At 73.4% G+C, this 17,328-nt stretch carries 13 protein-coding genes and 1 pseudogene; 3 read left to right on the top strand and 11 right to left on the bottom strand.

Translation table 11 applies throughout. The annotated features are described in order from the left end of the window. Positions 1–48: 48 nt before the first annotated feature. The 3 genes and pseudogenes from guaA to FHP29_RS09835 form a co-directional block, all read right to left on the bottom strand. Positions 49–1,638, bottom strand: a pseudogene (guaA, locus tag FHP29_RS09845) (glutamine-hydrolyzing GMP synthase); the annotation flags it as partial. Positions 1,639–1,853: 215 nt separating this feature from the next. Then, a complete protein-coding gene (locus FHP29_RS09840; protein WP_139622699.1) occupies positions 1,854–3,569 on the bottom strand; it encodes a GMC oxidoreductase in 1,716 nt (571 codons plus the stop codon). Further along, positions 3,566–5,197, bottom strand: coding sequence for a succinic semialdehyde dehydrogenase (locus FHP29_RS09835; RefSeq protein WP_139622698.1), 1,632 nt, complete (start codon positions 5,195–5,197; stop codon positions 3,566–3,568). Before FHP29_RS09835 ends, FHP29_RS09840 begins: the two co-directional genes overlap by 4 nt. A gap of 179 nt (positions 5,198–5,376) precedes the next feature. Between FHP29_RS09835 and FHP29_RS09830 the strand changes: the two genes are divergently transcribed. Further along, positions 5,377–5,763 carry a cupin domain-containing protein gene (locus tag FHP29_RS09830; RefSeq protein WP_139622697.1) on the top strand — a complete coding sequence of 129 codons (387 nt, stop codon included), beginning with the start codon at positions 5,377–5,379 and terminating at the stop codon, positions 5,761–5,763. A gap of 61 nt (positions 5,764–5,824) precedes the next feature. Then, the gene (locus FHP29_RS09825) at positions 5,825–8,827 is read left to right on the top strand and encodes an ATP-binding protein (protein ID WP_139622696.1); all 3,003 of its coding nucleotides are present in this window, start codon (positions 5,825–5,827) and stop codon (positions 8,825–8,827) included. Here FHP29_RS09825 and FHP29_RS09820 read toward each other — a convergent pair. The 5 genes from FHP29_RS09820 to FHP29_RS09800 form a co-directional block, all read right to left on the bottom strand. Then, positions 8,814–9,572: a class I SAM-dependent methyltransferase gene (locus tag FHP29_RS09820; protein WP_158296531.1), complete on the bottom strand. Its 759-nt coding sequence runs from the start codon at positions 9,570–9,572 to the stop codon at positions 8,814–8,816. The genes FHP29_RS09825 and FHP29_RS09820 overlap by 14 nt on opposite strands. Continuing rightward, entirely contained in the window at positions 9,569–10,567 is a 999-nt protein-coding gene (locus FHP29_RS09815) for an aminoglycoside phosphotransferase (RefSeq protein WP_205014005.1), read from the bottom strand. Before FHP29_RS09815 ends, FHP29_RS09820 begins: the two co-directional genes overlap by 4 nt. A gap of 78 nt (positions 10,568–10,645) precedes the next feature. Then, positions 10,646–12,097, bottom strand: a complete 1,452-nt coding sequence (locus FHP29_RS09810; protein ID WP_139622694.1) for an aldehyde dehydrogenase — start codon at positions 12,095–12,097, stop codon at positions 10,646–10,648. Further along, positions 12,094–13,281, bottom strand: a complete 1,188-nt coding sequence (locus tag FHP29_RS09805) for an Rv3169 family protein (RefSeq protein WP_139622693.1) — start codon at positions 13,279–13,281, stop codon at positions 12,094–12,096. Before FHP29_RS09805 ends, FHP29_RS09810 begins: the two co-directional genes overlap by 4 nt. After that, on the bottom strand, positions 13,278–14,435 hold the full coding sequence (locus FHP29_RS09800; RefSeq protein ID WP_205014004.1) for a phosphotransferase family protein: 1,158 nt from the start codon (positions 14,433–14,435) through the stop codon (positions 13,278–13,280). The genes FHP29_RS09805 and FHP29_RS09800 overlap by 4 nt, the downstream gene beginning before the upstream one ends. Before the next feature lie 88 nt (positions 14,436–14,523). Here FHP29_RS09800 and FHP29_RS09795 point away from each other — a divergent pair, with 88 nt between their 5' ends. Then, positions 14,524–15,114 (top strand): TetR-like C-terminal domain-containing protein, encoded by a 591-nt coding sequence (locus FHP29_RS09795; RefSeq protein WP_139622692.1) that lies wholly within the window; start codon positions 14,524–14,526, stop codon positions 15,112–15,114. Positions 15,115–15,151: 37 nt separating this feature from the next. Here the strand turns inward: FHP29_RS09795 and FHP29_RS09790 are convergent, their stop codons facing one another. Genes FHP29_RS09790 through FHP29_RS09780 form a run of 3 tightly spaced genes read right to left on the bottom strand, consistent with a single transcriptional unit; the run spans position 15,152 to position 17,193 of the window. After that, positions 15,152–16,258, bottom strand: a complete 1,107-nt coding sequence (locus FHP29_RS09790) for a GuaB3 family IMP dehydrogenase-related protein (protein WP_139622691.1) — start codon at positions 16,256–16,258, stop codon at positions 15,152–15,154. A 25-nt stretch (positions 16,259–16,283) separates the two neighbouring features. Beyond that, positions 16,284–16,787, bottom strand: coding sequence for a GNAT family N-acetyltransferase (locus FHP29_RS09785; RefSeq protein WP_240044427.1), 504 nt, complete (start codon positions 16,785–16,787; stop codon positions 16,284–16,286). 31 nt (positions 16,788–16,818) lie between these two features. Next, positions 16,819–17,193, bottom strand: coding sequence for a hypothetical protein (locus tag FHP29_RS09780; protein ID WP_139622690.1), 375 nt, complete (start codon positions 17,191–17,193; stop codon positions 16,819–16,821). Between the last annotated feature and the right edge of the window lie 135 nt (positions 17,194–17,328).

The following is a 17,328-nucleotide window of genomic DNA, read 5'->3' as shown; positions in this document are numbered from 1 at the left end:
CCTATCGGCCGCGCCGAGCGGGATCCGAGGGATCGGGTCGGGTGCTCCCTCCCACTCGATGGTGCCGGGGGGCTTCGAGGTGATGTCGACGGTGACCCGGTTGACCTCGGCCACCTCGTTGGTGATCCGGGTCGAGATCCGCTCCAGGACGTCGTACGGCAGGCGTGCCCAGTCGGCGGTCATGGCGTCCTCGGAGGTGACCGGGCGCAGCACGATCGGGTGACCGTAGGTGCGACCGTCGCCCTGGACGCCGACCGAGCGGACGTCGGCGAGGAGGACGACCGGGAACTGCCAGATGTCACGGTCGAGGCCGGACGCGGTGAGCTCGGCGCGCGCGATGGCGTCGGCCTCGCGGAGGATGTCGAGACGCTCGCGGTTGACCTCGCCGATGATCCGGATGCCGAGGCCCGGACCCGGGAACGGGTGGCGCCAGACGATCTCGGGCGGCAGGCCGAGCTGCTCGCCGACCAGGCGGACCTCGTCCTTGAAGAGGGTGCGCAGCGGCTCGACGAGCTCGAACTCGAGATCCTCGGGCAGGCCGCCCACGTTGTGGTGGGACTTGATGTTGGAGGTGCCCGCTCCCCCGCCGGACTCGACCACGTCGGGGTAGAGGGTGCCCTGGACGAGGAAGCCGACCTTGGTGCCCTCCGGGGCGTCCTTGACGATGTCGAGCTCGGCGGCCTCGAAGGTGCGGATGAACTCGCGACCGATGATCTTGCGCTTGGTCTCCGGGTCGCTGACGCCGGCGAGCGCGTCGAGGAACTGCTTCTCGGCGTCGACGACGACCAGCTTCGCGCCGGTCGAGGCCACGAAGTCGCGTTCGATCTGCTCGGTCTCGCCCTTGCGCATGAGGCCGTGGTCGACGTAGACGCAGGTGAGGCGGTCACCGATCGCCTTCTGCACGATCGCGGCCGCGACGGCCGAGTCGACGCCGCCCGACAGCCCGCAGATGGCGCGGCCGTCGGGGCCGATCTGCTCGCGGATCCGCTCGATCTGGTCCTCGGCGATGTTGCCGATCGTCCACGTCTGGCGGCAGCCCGCGATGTCCCACAGGAAGTGCTCGAGCACCCGCTGGCCGTGCTCGGAGTGGAGCACCTCCGGGTGCCACTGCACGCCGGCCAGGCCGCGGGCGACGTCCTCGAACGCCGCGACCGGGGTGACGTCGGTCGAGGCCAGGACCGTGAAGCCCTCGGGCGCGGCGCTCACCGAGTCGCCGTGCGACATCCACACGTTGTGCTCGAGGGGGATGCCGCCGAGCAGGGTGCCCGGGTGGCTCACGCTGACTCGCGTCCGGCCGTACTCGCGGGCGCCGGTCGCGGAGACGGTGCCGCCGAGGTGCGCGGCCATCAACTGGAAGCCGTAGCACATCCCGAAGACCGAGGGGCCCGCGGTGAAGATGGCCGGGTCGACCGCCGGCGCGCCCTGCTCGTAGACCGAGGACGGGCCACCGGAAAGGATGATCGCCTTCGGGTTGCGCGCGACCATCTCGGCCACCGGCATGGTGTGCGGGACGATCTCGGAGTAGACCCGCGCCTCGCGCACGCGCCGGGCGATCAGCTGGGCGTACTGCGCACCGAAGTCCACCACCAGGACCAGGTCGTGCTCGGACTCGTGCGTGGTCTCCCCAGGCGCCGTCATGGCCGAATCGTATCGGCGAACAAGCCCCTTTCACGCACCAGGGCCCGGCCGGGGAGGGAGGGTGGCCGGGCCCTGATTGTCCACGCAGCTGATGGACAGCGCCTGGACATGAGCCCGGGCTTCGGGAGGGAGCGTGAAAATCCCGGGCTCGGTCGTTCAACGACCCCTCGGAGGGTGGGTTACGCCGGGTTCGACCAAGTTGCGGGGAATCTTGCTCAGCTGACCCCGACGATCGGCAGGCGCAGCGCGGCGGGCGCAGTCGCGGGGACCGCGGGCGCCTTGGGGGTGACCGGCTCGATCTGCCGGTAGGCCTCGCCCAGCGCCGGGCGCGCGTCGCGCTCGCCCTTGTTGGGCCAGTACGCCATGGCTCGCTCCGCCTGGGCGGTGATGGTCAGCGACGGGTTGACGCCGAGGTTCGCCGAGATGGTCGAGCCGTCGACGATGTGCAGGCCCGGGTGGCCGAAGACCCGCTGGTAGCCGTCGACCACACCGGTCTCCGGGCTGTCCCCGATGGTGCAGCCCCCGATGAAGTGGGCGGTCAGCGGTCGGTTGAACGGCTCACCGATGGTGCCGCCGGCGGTGCCCCCACCCATGACGGCGGCCATCCGGCGTACGGCCTCGTTGGCGGCCGGGATCCAGGTCGGGTTGGGCTCCCCGTGGCCCTGCTTGGAGGAGAGGATCCACTTGCCGGCGACCCGCTTGGGGAAGGTGGTGATCGAGTTGTCGACCGACTGCATGACCAGGGCGATCACCACCCGCTCGGACCAGTGCTTGACGTCGTAGAGGTCGCGGACGCGGGCGCGCTCGCGCCACAGCTCCTTGAGCCACACCTTCCAACGCGGCTCGGGGCCGTCGCCGTCGGTGAGCACGGTCTGCATCAGCGACATGGCGTTGCTGCCCCGGCCGTAGCGCACCGGCTCGATGTGGGTGTGGTCGTCGGGGTGCCACGACGAGGTGATCGCGACGCCCTCGGTGTAGTCGACGTCGGCGCCCTCCGGCGCGATCGCGCCGAGGATCGACTCGGAGTTGGTGCGGGTCAGGTGGCCGAGGCGGTCGGAGACGTTCGGCAGGTCGCCGGTCGCCTTGAGCCGGTGCAGCAGCTTCTGGGTGCCGAGCGCGGCCGCGGAGAAGACGACCTGCTCGGCGGTGAACGTCTTGGTGGCGGTACGCCGGCTCAACTTCGCCTTCGTCCACCGGGTGTCGACCTGGTAGCCGCCGCCGGCCAGGGGGCGGACGCGGGTGACGGTGGTGAGCGGGTGGACCACGGCGCCGTTCTGCTCGGCGAGGTAGAGGTAGTTCTTGACCAGGGTGTTCTTGGCGTTGTGCCGGCACCCGGTCATGCACTCGCCGCAGTCGCGGCAGGCGTTGCGGGCCGGGCCGACGCCACCGAAGTAGGGGTCGTCGACCTCCGCGCCCGGCGCCTGGCCGGGGCCGCCGAAGAAGACGCCGACGGGGGTCGCGTGGAAGGTGTCGCCGGCGCCCATCTCGTCGGCGACCTTCTTCATCACCTCGTCGGACGGCGTCATGCGGGGATAGGTGACCACGCCCAGCATCCGCTTGGCCTGGTCGTAGTAGGGCGCCAGTTCGGCCTTCCAGTCCGTGATGTGCGCCCAGGCCGGGTCGGTGTAGAACGGGTCGAGCGCCTCGTAGAGCGTGTTGGCGTAGACCAGCGACCCGCCGCCCACACCTGCGCCGGCGAGGATCATGCAGTCCTTGACCATGTCGATGCGCTGGATGCCGTAGCAGCCCGCGGCCGGGGCGTAGAGGTACTTCTTCAGGTCCCAGGAGTTGTCGGCGAAGTCGGCGTCGGTGAACCGGGCGCCGGCTTCGAGGACGCCGACCTTGTAGCCCTTCTCGGTCAGCCGCAGCGCGGTGACCGAGCCGCCGAAGCCGGACCCGATGACGAGGACGTCGTAGTCGAAGTGGTTCATGCGCGGCCCAGCTTGTCCATCAGACGCAGCGAGGCGGTCATGAACTTCGCGTAGCCCTCGTCGGACATGCCGAGCATCGGACCGAACCGGATCAGCCGTTGGGTGCCGACCGACTGGGTCTCGGTGTAGCGGTGGATGCCCTCGCTCCCCTGCCGCCTCCCCATGCCGGACTCGCGCATCCCGCCCATGGGGGCGTCGATGCTGGCGAAGGTCGCGCCGAAGGCCTCGTTGACGTTGACCGTGCCGCACTTGATCTGCCGGGCGACGGCGCGTCCCCGCGCGGTGTCGCGGGTGTAGACCGAGCCGTTGAGGCCGTACTCCCCGTCGTTGGCCCGGGCGATGGCGTCGGCCTCGTCGTGGAAGCGGTAGATCGAGACGACCGGGCCGAAGGTCTCGTTGCCGAAGCAGGTCATCTCGGGGGTGACGCCCTCGAGGATGGTCGGCTCGTAGTAGTACGGCGCCAGGTCGGGCCGCGCCCGGCCGCCGGCGAGCACCCGGGCGCCCTTGGCGGCGGCGTCGTCCACGTGCGCGGTGACGGTCTCGAGCTGGTCGGCGGAGATGAGCGTGCCCATGTCGGCGTCCCAGTCCATGGTCGCACCCAGGCTCATCGCCTTGGTGCGCGCCACGAAGCGCTCCACGAACCGGTCGTAGACGGCGTCGGCGACGAACATCCGCTCGGTCGAGACGCACAGCTGGCCGGCGTTGGAGAAGCAGGCGCGGACGGCGCCCTCCGCGGCCCGCTCGATGTCCGCGTCGCGGAGCACGAGGATCGGGTTCTTGCCGCCGAGCTCGAGCGAGCAGCCGATCAGCCGCTCGGCGGCCTGCTTGGCGATGACCTTGCCGGTCGCGGTCGAGCCGGTGAAGCAGATGTAGTCGGAGCGCTCGATGATCGGGGGGCCGAGCTCGCGCCCCGGGCCGGCCACGACCTGCCACAGGTCGCGCGGGAACCCGGCGTCCTCGAGCAGTCGGGCGCCGAGCAGAGCGGAGAGCATCGTCTGCGCGTCGGGCTTGGTCACCACCGCGTTGCCGGCGAGCAGGGCCGGGAGGCCGTCGCACAGCGCCATGGTGAACGGGTAGTTCCACGGCGAGATGATCCCGACGACGCCCTTCGGGACCCGGTTGACCTCGACCTTCGTCAGCGCGGGAACGACGCCCGGGCGGCGCTCGCTGTCGAGGTGACGGTGGGCCGTGCGGGCGTAGTAGCGCGCGGTCAGCGCGATGTGCAGCGGCTCGTCGAAGGCGTGCTTGCGCGCCTTGCCCGACTCCAGCTGGATGAGGTCCATGATCTCGGCCTGCCGGTCGAGCACGATGTCGTGCAGCCGGTGCAGGATCCGGGCCCGCTCGTCGACGGAGACCCGCGCCCACGCCGCCTGGGCCACCCGCGCGCGTCGGAAGGCCTCGGCCACGTCGTCGGTGCTCGACTGGGGGATGTTGGCGACCGGGGCGCCGTTGATCGGCGAGTGGACCTGGGTCGTGCGCCCCGTCGTGGCCACGACGCGCTCGGTCAACCGGGCGACGTACTCCGGCTCCAGGGCGTACGACGCCCGCGGGTCGTGCTCGGGATCGTGCGGGCCGCCGACCGTGGGGTCGACGGGTCCACCGGAGGCACCGGAGATCGCTTCGCTCATGCGACGAGAGTAGGTGAGCGGAGTCACCTGCGGCTACCGATCGGTAGCAGATGTGCTGCTTTACACATGCCGTCTTGATGTCAAGACGTGTGCGCGCTGCAAACCGGCTGCAAGCCGGGCGGCGCAGGCTCGTCCTCGAAGCGACGAGAGGCGTCGCCAGCGAGCACGAGGAGACCCCGATGAGCATCGACCACCAGCACCCGGCCACCGAGCAGAAGACCGAGCAGAAGAGCTTCGACAGCCCGGACGAGACCCGCTCCTTCGAGCGCGGCGTCGCCGAGATCCTCACCGTCGGCGGCACCCCGATCGGCCGGCTGGTCCTCCAGCCGGGCTGGCGGTGGTCCGAGCACGTGAAGCCGATCGCCGGCACCGACCTGTGCGAGGCCCCGCACTTCCAGTACCACGTGAGCGGCGAGCTCGGGATCCTGATGGCCGACGGCACCGAGCTGGTCGCCCGCCCCGGCGACGTCACCTCGCTGCCGGAGGGCCACGACGCCTGGGTGATCGGCGACGAACCCGTCGTGGTCGTCGACTGGTGGGGCGCCTCGAACTACGCGAAGCCCTGACCTCCGGGCCCGTGCCGGCCGTCCCGGCCCAGGGTCTCGTCAGGACACTAGGATGGCGCGCGTGAGCGCACTTGCCGTGCGTGTGCTCGGGGAACTCACGGTCGACGGCTTCGACGTCGCGCAGCTGGACAGGAAGGCCCGCGGGCTGCTCCAGCTGCTGGCCCTCGCCCGCGGCGGCGCTGTGCCCGTCGACGCCGCCGTGGAGGCGTTGTGGGGCGACGCCCCGCCGCGCAGGCCGGGAGACCAGGTCGCGGTCCTCGCGAGCCGGGTACGACGGCTGCTGGGCCGCGAGTCCGTGCAGCGGACCGACCGGGGCTACCGCCTGCACGCCGACTGGTGTGACCTGGTCGAGCTCGAGGCGGTGACCCGGGAGGCCGAGCGCCGTCACGCGGCGGGCGAGACCGGGGCCGCGGCCGCGGCGGCGCGGGCTGCGCTCGCCCTGCTCCGCGGCCCGGTGCCCGAGGTGCACCCCGAGGCGGCGTGGGCCGTGGCCGAGCAGGCCGCGGTGGTGCGTCTGGTGCAGCGGGCGCGCCGGGTCGCGGCGAGCAGCCTGCTGGCGGCCGGCGAGTGGCGCGACGCGCTGGAGCTGGCGGCGGGCGACCTGGTGACCGACCCGCTCGACGAGCAGGCGGCCCGGACCGCGATGCGGGCCCATGCGGCGGCCGGGCGCCCGGCGCAGGCCCTCGCCGTCCACGCCGTGCTGCGCGAGACCCTCGCCGACCAGCTCGGCGCGGACCCCGACGAGGAGACCGCCGCGCTGCACACCGCCATCCTGCGCGGCGACCTGCCCCTCGTGCGCTCCTCGCCGCACGTGCCGGCGCTGGTCGGACGGGACAGCCAGGTCGCGCACCTGGACTCGCTCGTCGGCCGGGCCAGGGCCGAGCGGGTGCCGCGGGTCGCGCTGGTGTCCGGCGAGGCGGGGATCGGGAAGACCACGCTGCTCACCAGCTGGGCGGCGTCCCGCCGCGCCGCGGGCGACCGGGTGCTGCTCGGCACCTGCGGGCCGCTCGACCGGGCCGCGCCGCTCGACGTCGTCCTCTCCGCCCTGGCCGACCACGGCGAGGACGGGGACCTCGACGCCCTGCTCGGGTCCACGGGCTCCGGCCGCTCCGTCGACCCCGCCCTCGGGCCCACGGTGCTCTACGCGGCCCTCACCCGCGCGCTCGCTCGGATCGCCGCGGACCGGCCGCTCGTCCTGGTCGTCGACGACGCCCATCTGGCCGGACCCACGCTGGCGGACTGGCTCGCCTACCTCCGCCGCCGCCCGCTCCCCCTCGTCGTCGTGCTCGGCGCGCGCCCGGCCGAGGGCCCCGACCTCCCCGCGACCGACCACGTCGGGCTCGGTCCGCTCGACCGGTCCCATGTCGCGGCGCTCGTCGGCGAGCGACGGGCCGACGACCTGCACGCCCGGTCGGGCGGGCACCCGCTCTTCCTGGCCGAGCTCGCGACCGTCCCGGCGGGTGCACTTCCGGTGTCGTTGGTCGCCGCCGTGACCGCCCGCTGCGACGACCTCGGCTCAGCCGGCGAGCTGGTCCGCACCGCCGCCGTGCTCGGCGGCGACCTCGACATCGACCTGCTCGCCGGCGTTCTCGGGCGCGGCACCCTCGACGTGCTCACCGACGCCGAGCGCGCCGTCCGCAGCGGGCTGCTGGTCGAGGTCGCCGGTCGGCTGCGCTTCCGGCACGACCTGGTCCGCACCGCCCTGGTCAGCGGTACGACGACCGGCCGGGCCACCCTGCTGCACCGGGAGGCGGGCCGCGCACTGGACCGGCGCGCCGACGCCGACCCGGCGGCGGTGGCCGAGCACGCCCGGCTGGGCGGCGATCCCGAGCTCGCCGCCCGCGCCCTGCGCACCGCTGCCGGACGGGCCGAGGAGCGCTTCGACCACGCGACGGCCGAGAACCTGCTCGACCAGTCCCTCGCGCTCGCGTCCGACGACGGCACGCTGCTCGCCCGGGCCCGGGTGCGGACCCGCCGCCGGCGCTACCGCGACGCCGAGGCGGATGCCCTCGCAGCCACCCGCTCCGGGCCGATGCGCTGGGAGACGGCCGCCTGGGCGGCGTACTTCGACCGACGCTTCGACGACGCCGCGTCCTACGCCGACGACGGGATCCTCGCCGCCGACGATGCCCCGTCGCGCACCCGCTGCCTGGTGGCGTCGGGCCGGATCCTGCACGCCCGGGGCCAGCTCGACCTCGCCCGTGAGCGCCTCGACGCCGCGATGCTGGACGCGACCGGCGAGGACCGGCTCGAGGCGGCGGCGTGGCTCGGGGTGCTGCACGCCCATCGCAGCGAGGTCGGCGAGGCGCTCGCCTTCCTCCGACCGGCCACCCGGCCGGGCGTCGGCGTGGCCCACACCGCGGCGTCGCTGCACGCGCTGCTGTTCACCGGGCACACCCTCGCGGTCGCCGGTCGGGCACAGGAGGCACTGGCCTGCTTCGACAGCTACACGGCCGAGGTCGAGCGGCGCGACGTGCCGCGCTTCGCCGGACGCGGGGTGAACTTCTCCGGTTGGGTGCTGCGCAACCTCGGCGCGGTCGCGGCCGGCGTCGACGCCCACCAGCGGGCGGCCGAGGAGGCCGTCGACGGGGTGGTGATCCCGGAGGTACGGGTGGCTGCGCTGGAGGACCTCGCCGAGGAGCGGCTGCGCGCAGGCGACGCCGACGCGGCCGCCGCCCTGCTCGACCGGGCCCGCGCGGCCCTGGTCGGGGACCTCGTGTTCGGATGGCGGCTGGCGATGAAGCTGCGGCTGCTGCAGGCGCAGGTCCACCTGCTGCGCGAGGAGCCGGAGCAGGCGCTGACGATCGCCCGCGCCCTCGCCGACGACGCCGGGAGCGTCGGTGTCCCCCGGTACGACGCGTGCGCGCGCCTTCTGGTCCACCGGGCCGCGCACGCCCTCGGCGAGCCCGTCGACCCGGCTGCGGCCTGGCACGACCTGGGCCGGGTCGAGCGTGCGGTCGGGATCGAGGCATGGTGGTGGGCCGCCAGCACGGGGGCCGCGCTCGGGGAGGAACGGTGGCTGACCCGGGCCGAGCAGCTGACGGCGGCCGTCAGGTCGCGGTGAGCACCAGCACCGGGACGACCACCTCGGGCGCACCGGCCAGCCGTCGGGCGGCCTCCTCCCGCACGGCCCTCCGCGCGGACTGCGGGAGCCGGTCGACGAACGGCGCGACGTGCGCCATCCCCAGCCGCCATGCCGCCAGGTCCTCCGGCTCGACGAGGCCGGTGGCGACCTCGACCCGGCGCACCCGGACCTCGCGGTGACCGGCCCCGGCCACCAGCGCCGCGAACCGGTCCGGGTCGCCGATCCGGCGCTCGGGGCCGCTCTTGAAGGCGAGGTACCAGCCCGGCGGACGGTAGCCGTGCTCGGCGAGGACCTGCTCGACGACATCCTTCGCCGGGTGCGTCCAGCCCTGCGCGAAGGCCGAGGCGGCGAGCATCGGCGCGACCCGGCGCAGTCCGGCCAGCACCGGCTCCGGGTCGGTCAGGTGGCCGAGGCTGAAGGCCGCCAGCGCGATGTCGAAGGCCCGGTGGGCGAAGGGCAGCCGGGCCAGGTCGGCGGCGACCGCGAGGGCCGGCGGTCGCGGCAGGATCGCCGGGGCGAGGTCGATCGCCACCACCCGTGCCGCGCCTGCACGGCGGGCCGCGTCGCCGGCGACGCCGGACCCGGCGCCCGCGTCCAGCACCGCGGCGCCGTCGAGGTCGAGGCCGTCGACCAGCACCTCGGCCAGCCCGGCGTAGAGCCGGGCCGGACCGTCGCGCCACGCGGACGCAGCGGCGTCGTAGGCGGCCCCGACCGGCGTGGTCACCCGAGCAGAGGCGCGGCGGCCACGGCTCGCTCCTCCCACCACGCCAGCTCGTCGTCGTACCCGCCGAGGGCCTTCTCCCAGCCGAACTGCACGAGCGCGCCGAGCAGCGCGAGCGCGATCTGCCGGTCCCACCACGGCTCGGTGACGATGCCCCGGCGCTCGAGCGCCGCCCGGTAGTCGTCGATCGCCTGCTCCTTGCTGACCGGCAGGCGGCGGCAGTTGATGGCGAGGTACCACGCCAGGTCGGCCGTCCCGGCACCCCGTCCCGGGGTCTCCCAGTCGAGCAGCACGGTCCGGCCCGTGTCGTCGGTGCCGAGGTTGTCGAGCTTCCAGTTGCCGTGCACGAAGGTCTGCGGCGTGGTGGCCAGTGCCGCCAGCAACGGCGCCGGCTCGTGGACCAGCGGTACGACGACCGCCGCGGCCCGCGGCGCCACGGACGCCAGCCGTGGCCAACCCTCCGCGACCAGGATCGGCACCAGGTGGCTCGAGCCGAGGGTGGCCTCCGCCGCGGCCATCCGCGGCGACAGCTCGAGGTAGCGGTCGCGCGGGGCGACCACGTCGACGTCGCGGTCGGTCTCCCAGAAGGCGGCGTGCAGCGCGGCCAGGTGGTCGAGGAACCGGCTGTTCTGCCCGACCGTGATCGGGTCGTCGACGGCCGGCACCAGCCACGGCCCGACGTCGTGCATCAGCACGGCCGAGAGCGTCGGCCGGTCCCGGTCGTGGGCGACGGCGACGATCGGCTGGGCGATCTCGTGCGGCAGGGCGTCGAGGATCCCCCGACGCCACAGCTCCACGGTCGGGCTGCCCGGCACCCCGGCCGCCCGCAGCGACCAGTCGGCGTCGTGGTCGAGATACTTGACGACGTACGGCCGCCCGTCGATCCGCACCCGCTCGAGCACGGCCCCCGACTTGCCCGGCGCGTCGAGCGCCGCGCGGTCGGTCGCGCCGGCGAGCAGGGCGGCGACGGAGTCGACCACCGGTCGGGCATCGGGCATCGGTTGCCTCCTCGGCTCGGGACCTGCGATCAGTCCCGAGCCTGCTCGCCCAGCCTTGCAGCCCGCCTGCAGTGCTGGCTAGATCGGCGCCGACAGGTACACCGACTTGACCTCCGTGTACTGCGCGAGCCCCTCGGGACCGAACTCCCGCCCCACACCCGAGGCCTTGAACCCGCCGAAGGGGGCCGCGAAGTCCATCGTGTAGGTGTTGACGCCGTAGGTCCCCGTCCGCACCCCGCGGGCGACCTCGAGCCCGGCCTCCTGGTCGGCGGTCCACACCGTGCCGGCCAGGCCGTACTCCGAGTCGTTGGCGATCCGGATCGCGTCGGCGACGTCGTCGTAGGCGATGACGGAGAGGACCGGTCCGAAGATCTCCTCCTGGGCGATCCGCATCCGGTTGTCGACGCCGGCGAAGACGGTCGGGCGGACGTACCAGCCGGTGTCGAGGCCGTCGGGCCGCCCGTTCCCGCCGGTCAGCAGCCGGGCGCCCTCCTCCTGTCCGAGGGCGATGTACTTCTCGACCCGCTCCTGCTGGCGCCGGGCGACCATCGGGCCGATCTCGGTGGCGGGGTCGAGCGGGTCGCCCACCACCATGCTCCCGATCGCGACGGCGAGGGCGGCGGCGAAGGCGTCGTGGCGCTTGCGGCTCACGAGCACCCGGGTCTGGGCGACGCAGGCCTGGCCGGAGTTCATCACGCCGAGGAACTTCAGGCCCTCGATCGCGGCGGCCTCGTCGGCGTCGTCGAGCACGATGGCGGCCGACTTGCCGCCGAGCTCGAGCGAGACCCGCTTGAGCTGCTCGCCGCAGATCGCGCCGATCCGCCGGCCGGCGGCGGTCGAGCCGGTGAACGCGACCTTGTCGACGCCGGGGTGGCGCACGAGGTGCTCCCCGACCTCGCGGCCCCCGGCGACGATCGACACCACGCCCTCCGGTACGCCGGCCTCGACGAGCAGCTCGGCCAGGAGGTAGCCGTCGAGCGGGGTCTCGGGCGCCGGCTTGACGACGACGGTGCACCCGGCCAGCAGCGCCGGCACCAGCTTCGAGAGGATCGTGAACTGCGGGACGTTCCACGGCGGGATGGCCGCGACGACACCCACCGGCTCATGGCGTACGACGACGTCGGCGCCGAGCGCGCCGGGCCGGCTCGACTCCCACGGGAACTCCCGGGCGATGGACAAGAACGCCTCGATCTGCATCCACGGCGCCGGCGCCTGGGCCAGCGAGCTGAACGAGATCGGCGAGCCCATCTCGGTGGAGATGAGGGTCGCCATGTCGTCCAGGCGCGCGGCGTAGAGGCCGGAGAGCGTCTGCACGATGTCGATCCGCTCGGCGGGGCTCATCCGCGGCCACGGCCCCTCGTCGAAGGCCCGCCGCGCCGCGGCCACGGCGGCGTCGATGTCGGCGGCCGATCCCTCGGGCACCCGAGCCACGACCTCCTCGGAGTGCGGGGAGATCACCTCCAGCACGGCGTCGGTGGCGGGCCGGGCCCAGGCACCGCCGATGAACAGGGTGTCGCGGTCGAGCGTCATGGGGTCTCCTTGGCGAGGTCGAACCAGTCCTTGAATCCCGAGGGGTCGTGCCGGCCGAGCGAGCCGTGCTCGAACAGGCCCCACCCCTCCGCCCCGTCGGCGACGCCGGCCCCCGGGCCGTGGACGGTGGCGCGGCCGACATGGTCGATCACGCCGAACATCACCCGCCCGGCCACGTCGGGGGCGTTGATGTCGTAGGTGAGGCGCTCGGTGAAGCCGGCGCCCTTCCACTGCCCGTGCGTCCAGTCCGGGTCGCCGCCGTAGCCGCCGCCGACGTGGAGCGGGACCGGCAGCAGCGACTCGACCTCGAGCACGAGCTCCTTGCCCTCGGGTGTGGTGCACACGATCGTCGAGCCGGTGGGCACCCGGGTGCCGGGGGCGTAGCGCATCTCCACGCGCGGCCAGCCGAGCTGCTCGACGCGGCCGTCGCGCCAGACCCGCGTGCAGTCGTTGAGCGTCCGGAAGCCGTCGGGCGTCTCCTGGACGATGATCACGACGCAGAAGTCGTCGAAGCGGAGCGGGACGTAGAGCCACCACATGCCCTCGAACGCCGGGTCCGCGGGCTTGCCCGCCGGCGCTGCCTCGCCCACCGGGCGGATCCCCCACGAGCGGTCCCGCGAGCCGACCCAGCGGTCCGGCGTGACCGCGATGTCGGTGCCGTCGACGCTGAGCACGCCCTCCCAGGTCCCGAGCTGCGCGAACCGCTGCGCGTCGAGCGTCGTACCGCTGCCCTGGCGCATGACGTGGGGCAGCTCCTGGACGACGGGGAACGAGCCCTCCCAGGTCAGGTCCATCGCGATGCCCTCGGTCTCCTCGAGGACGAGGCGCACCTTGTGCAGCGGCTCGATCACCTCGACCCGGTAGCCGCCGACCTGCTGGGCCATCCGGTCGGCCCCCCGCGGGTCCGCGGCGTCGCTGAGGTGGACCGCGGTCTGCTCGTCGCCCCGGCGCAGGAGGACGTAGGCGTCCTTGGTGCCGAGGTTGGGGTAGAAGCCGAGGCCGGTGATGAGGAACAGGTCGCCGGTGCGGTCGTGGGCGTTGAGATAGCAGCGGTCGTAGAAGTTGCGGTCGCTGCTGCCCGCCCAGGCCACCGGGCGCGGGAGCTGGTGGATGGGGAACTCGTCGAGGGGGCCGAGGCCGTGGTACTCGCCGTGGAGGGCGTGGTCCGTCGTGGGGTGGTTCATGCGCCGACCTCCTCGAGGAGCCGCTCGAGGAGCGGACGGTGATGGAAGACCGACTCGGGGTCGTCGGGTCGCTCGATCTCGCCGAAGTGGATCTGCCGGGCGCTGGTGCGCAGGAAGACACATCCCCACAGCACGGCGGCGTGGAGCTGGTGCCAGGTGAGGTCGCCGACCTCGACCCCGCTGAGCTCCGCGTACGTCGCGCGCGCGGCGTCCTCGGTGAGGAGGTCCGGCAGGCCGGGCAGCCCGAGCATGGTCGCGATCTCCTGGAAGACCCGGTGGGCGAACACCATCCAGGCCAGGTCCATCTCACGGGTGCCGAGGGTGGCCATCTCCCAGTCGAGCACGGCGACGGGGCGGAAGTCGTCGTACATCACGTTGCCGATGCGGGCGTCGCCCCAGACCAGCACCGGCGCGTCGTCCTCGGCGGGCAGGTTGGCCTCGAGCCAGGCGAGTCCCCGCTCGATCAGCGGAGAGCGGGGACTGCTGCCGGTCGCTGCCGTGCAGGCGTAGTCGTACCAGGCGCGGGTCCGGGCGACATTGCGCGCCAGCGGCGTCGGGCCGGCGTACCCGGCTGCCGCCGGGTCGAGGAACGCGAAGGTCGTGGCGGCGTCGGGGATGGCGTGCAGCCGGGCGAGCACCTCGATGCTGCCGCGCTGCAGGCGCGCCTGCTCCTCGGGCGTGGCGTCGAAGAGCCAGTTGTCACCGAACGTGTAGGGCAGCACGTCAGGAGGCACGACGCCCGTGACCCGGTCCATGAGGAAGAACGGCGTGCCCAGCACCGCGCCGGTCGGCTCCATCCAGCGCACGGCCGGGACCGGCACGTCGGTGAGCTCGGCGGCCAGGCGCATGGCGCCGTACTGGTCGGGCAGGCGGTACTCCTGGAAGACCGGGAGGTCCTCGGGCGCCGGCGCGACGCGGGCGACGAGCTCGGCGGTGATCCGCTGCCCATCGACGGTGTGCGTGACGTCGAGGACGACGGTCTCGCTGGACATGCCGTTGCTGTCGACGCCCGCATGCAGCGTGACGACGGGGTCCGCGCCGCCCGGGAGCACGGTGCGGAGCCACTCCTCGAGCCGGTCGTGGACCGCGCCCTGGTCACGACTCGACCGCTGCAGGGTCATCTCGGTCAGCTCCGTCGGCAGCGACTCGGTCACGGGCCCTCCTGGCTCCACGCTCCTAGAACGTGTTCTATGTCACGACGAGCGTTACGGTACCGTCGGTATCGAAAGAGGGGAAGAGGACATGGGGACCGAATCCGGCGCCGTCCGGGCGACCGGCCGGCCGCGGGACCCGCGGATCGAGCAGGCGGCGCTCGCGGCGGTGCGCGACCTGCTGGCCGCCGGCGGGTACGCCGCCGTGACGGTCGCCGCCGTCGCCGAGCGCGCGGGCACGACCAAGGCGGCGCTCTACCGGCGCTGGCCGGCGCTCCCCCACCTCGTGCACGAGGCCGCGTTCCCCGGCGAGCTGGCGCTCGACCTGCGTCTCGGCGCGGATCTCGCGACCGACCTCGGCGGCGTCGTCCGCGGCACGCGCGACGCGCTCTGCAGCCCGGTCGCCGCGGCCGCACTGCCCGCCCTGCTGGCCGAGATCGCCACCTGGCCGGACCTGCACGCGGCGATGATGCAGCGCTTCGCCGGCGTGTTCCGCGCCCTCGACGACCGGCTCCGGACCGCTGTCGAGGCCGGCGAGGCCCACCCCGACACCCGCGCCGACGACCTGCTCCGGCTGGTCATCGGCGCAGTGCTGTCCGGGGTGATGCTCACGCCCGGCCAGCTCGACGACGCCTGGGTCGACCGGCTCACCGCCACCCTGGCGCGCAGCGTGCGCCCCTGACCGACGTGCCTCGACGTCGTGCGTCGACCGTCGTGCGTCAGTGGGCGACGACCTCGACGCGCTGGAACTCCTTGAGCTCGGTGTAGCCGGTGGTGGCCATCGAGCGCTTGAGGGCGCCGACCAGGTTCATGGTGCCGTCGGCGACGCGGGAGGGCCCGAAGAGGATCTCCTCGATCGAGCCGACCTGGTCGAACTGCACCCGCTGACCGCGCGGGAGGTCGGCGTGGTGCGCCTCCGCGCCCCAGTGGAAGCCCCGGCCGGGCGCGTCGGTGGCGCGGGCGAACGGCGAGCCGACCATGACGGCGTCGGCACCGCACGCGATCGCCTTCGCGAGGTCGCCCGACGTGCCGATCGAGCCGTCGGCGATGACGTGGACGTAGCGGCCACCCGACTCGTCGAGGTAGTCGCGGCGCGCGGCCGCGACGTCGGCCACGGCGCTCGCCACCGGCACCGAGATGCCCAGGACGGTCCGGGTCGTGTGGGCCGCGCCGCCGCCGAAGCCGACGAGTACGCCGGCGGCGCCGGTGCGCATGAGGTGCAGCGCCGCCTGGTGGGTCGCGCAGCCGCCGACGATGACGGGCACGTCGAGCTCGTAGATGAACTCCTTGAGGTTCAGCGGCTCGGCCTGGCTCGACACGTGCTCGGCGGAGACGGTGGTGCCGCGGATGACGAACAGGTCGACCCCCGCGTCGGTGACCGTCTTGGCGAACTCCTTGGTCCGCTGGGGCGACAGCGAACCCGCCACCGTCACGCCCGCGTCGCGCATCTCGCGCAGGCGGGCGGTGATGAGCTCGGCCCTGATCGGCTCGGTGTAGATCTCCTGGAGCCGCCGGGTGGCCTCCTCGCCCTGGAGCCCGGCGACCTCCTCGAGCAGCGGCTCGGGGTCGTCGTACCGGGTCCAGAGGCCCTCGAGGTTGAGCACGCCCAGGCCGCCGTAGCGGCCGAAGTCGATCGCGGTCCGCGGGGACATCACAGAGTCCATCGGCGCGGCGAGGATCGGCAGCGAGAAGCGGTAGGCGTCGATCTGCCAGTCGACGCTGACCTCCTCGGGATCACGCGTGCGCCGCGACGGCACGATCGCGATGTCGTCGAAGGAGTAGGCGCAGCGGGCGCGCTTGGCGCGGCCGATCTCGATGTCGCTCACCGGAGGAGGATATCCGGGTCCGTCGTCAGCCCCGCACGCCGCCGAGGTCGAGGAACATGACGTGCAGCCCGGCCAGGGCACCGTCGGGCAGCCGGAACGCGCCGGGGACGGTGCCGATCACCTCGAAGCCGAGGCTGCGCCACAACGCGACGGCGGAGGTGTTGGTGGAGACCACGGCGTTGAACTGGATGCCGGCGTAGCCCTCGCTGCGGTGCCAGTCGACGACGTACTCCCCGAGCGTCCGGCCCACACCGGCACCGCGGGCGGCGGTGGCGACCATGAACGACGCGGTGCCGATGTGGCTGCCCTGCGCGGGACGGTTCGGGCCCATCTTCGCGGTGCCGAGCACGACCCCGTCACGCTCGGCGACCGCCACGGCGCCCGTCTGCCCGAGCCAGAACTCGCGGGCGCCGGCGTCGTCGAGCACCGGCATCGCGTAGGTCTCCCCCGCGCTCAGCACCTCGTCGATGATCGCCGCGACCTGGGGCCAGTCGCCCGGCTGGTAGGGCCGGACGTCGATGTCGCTCACCCGGCCGAGACTAACGGGATCGGCAGACCACTCAGCTACGCGTCTCGTGGCGTCCCGGCGAACGCGGGTCGAGCTTCTCCGCCTCACCCAGCCGGCGCTCCTGCTCGGCGCGCTCGCGCTCGAACCGGTTGCGCTTGTCCTGGGCGATCGCCTCGAGCCGGTCGGCCTCCGCCCGCACCTGCTCCGACTCGGCCTCGATCTGCCGTGCCTCGGCGTCCTTCTGACGCAGCCTGGTCTCGTGCCGCTGCGCGTCGTGGCGGATCTCCTCCGCCTTGTGCTGGTCGTGCTCACGCTTCTTGCGCGCACCCGCCATCGCGATGGCGCCGATCACCAGCAGGGCCACGATCACGTACACCGCGATCCAGCCCGGGTCGTTCCAGGCACCGAACCATTCGTTGAGATCCATCGTCCGCTCCTCCACTTTGCTCGTTCTCCTGCAGTACCCCCGAGGGAGGGCTCATACGTGGCACGGCAGGGCGCGGAGGGCGTACGGAGCGTCGGCTCGGCCTACGTGCGTCGGTAGAACCTGATGTCTCCGTTG

Origin of the sequence: Nocardioides albidus (assembly GCF_006335005.1) — a bacterium.
GTDB classification, from domain to species: domain Bacteria; phylum Actinomycetota; class Actinomycetes; order Propionibacteriales; family Nocardioidaceae; genus Nocardioides; species Nocardioides albidus.
The sequence above is the reverse complement of the archived record's forward strand: the minus strand, read 5'-3'. Positions and strand labels throughout refer to the sequence as shown.

Excerpts from the sequence above, each read along its gene's own strand:
- FHP29_RS09830 (WP_139622697.1), top strand. The coding sequence starts at position 5,377 with ATGAGCATCGACCACCAGCACCCGGCCACCGAGCAGAAGACCGAGCAG.
- FHP29_RS09815 (WP_205014005.1), bottom strand. The coding sequence starts at position 10,567 with ATGCCCGATGCCCGACCGGTGGTCGACTCCGTCGCCGCCCTGCTCGCC.
- FHP29_RS09810 (WP_139622694.1), bottom strand. The coding sequence starts at position 12,097 with ATGACGCTCGACCGCGACACCCTGTTCATCGGCGGTGCCTGGGCCCGG.
- FHP29_RS09780 (WP_139622690.1), bottom strand. The coding sequence starts at position 17,193 with ATGGATCTCAACGAATGGTTCGGTGCCTGGAACGACCCGGGCTGGATC.
- FHP29_RS09840 (WP_139622699.1), bottom strand. The coding sequence starts at position 3,569 with ATGAACCACTTCGACTACGACGTCCTCGTCATCGGGTCCGGCTTCGGC.
- FHP29_RS09835 (WP_139622698.1), bottom strand. The coding sequence starts at position 5,197 with ATGAGCGAAGCGATCTCCGGTGCCTCCGGTGGACCCGTCGACCCCACG.
- FHP29_RS09805 (WP_139622693.1), bottom strand. The coding sequence starts at position 13,281 with ATGAACCACCCCACGACGGACCACGCCCTCCACGGCGAGTACCACGGC.
- FHP29_RS09795 (WP_139622692.1), top strand. The coding sequence starts at position 14,524 with ATGGGGACCGAATCCGGCGCCGTCCGGGCGACCGGCCGGCCGCGGGAC.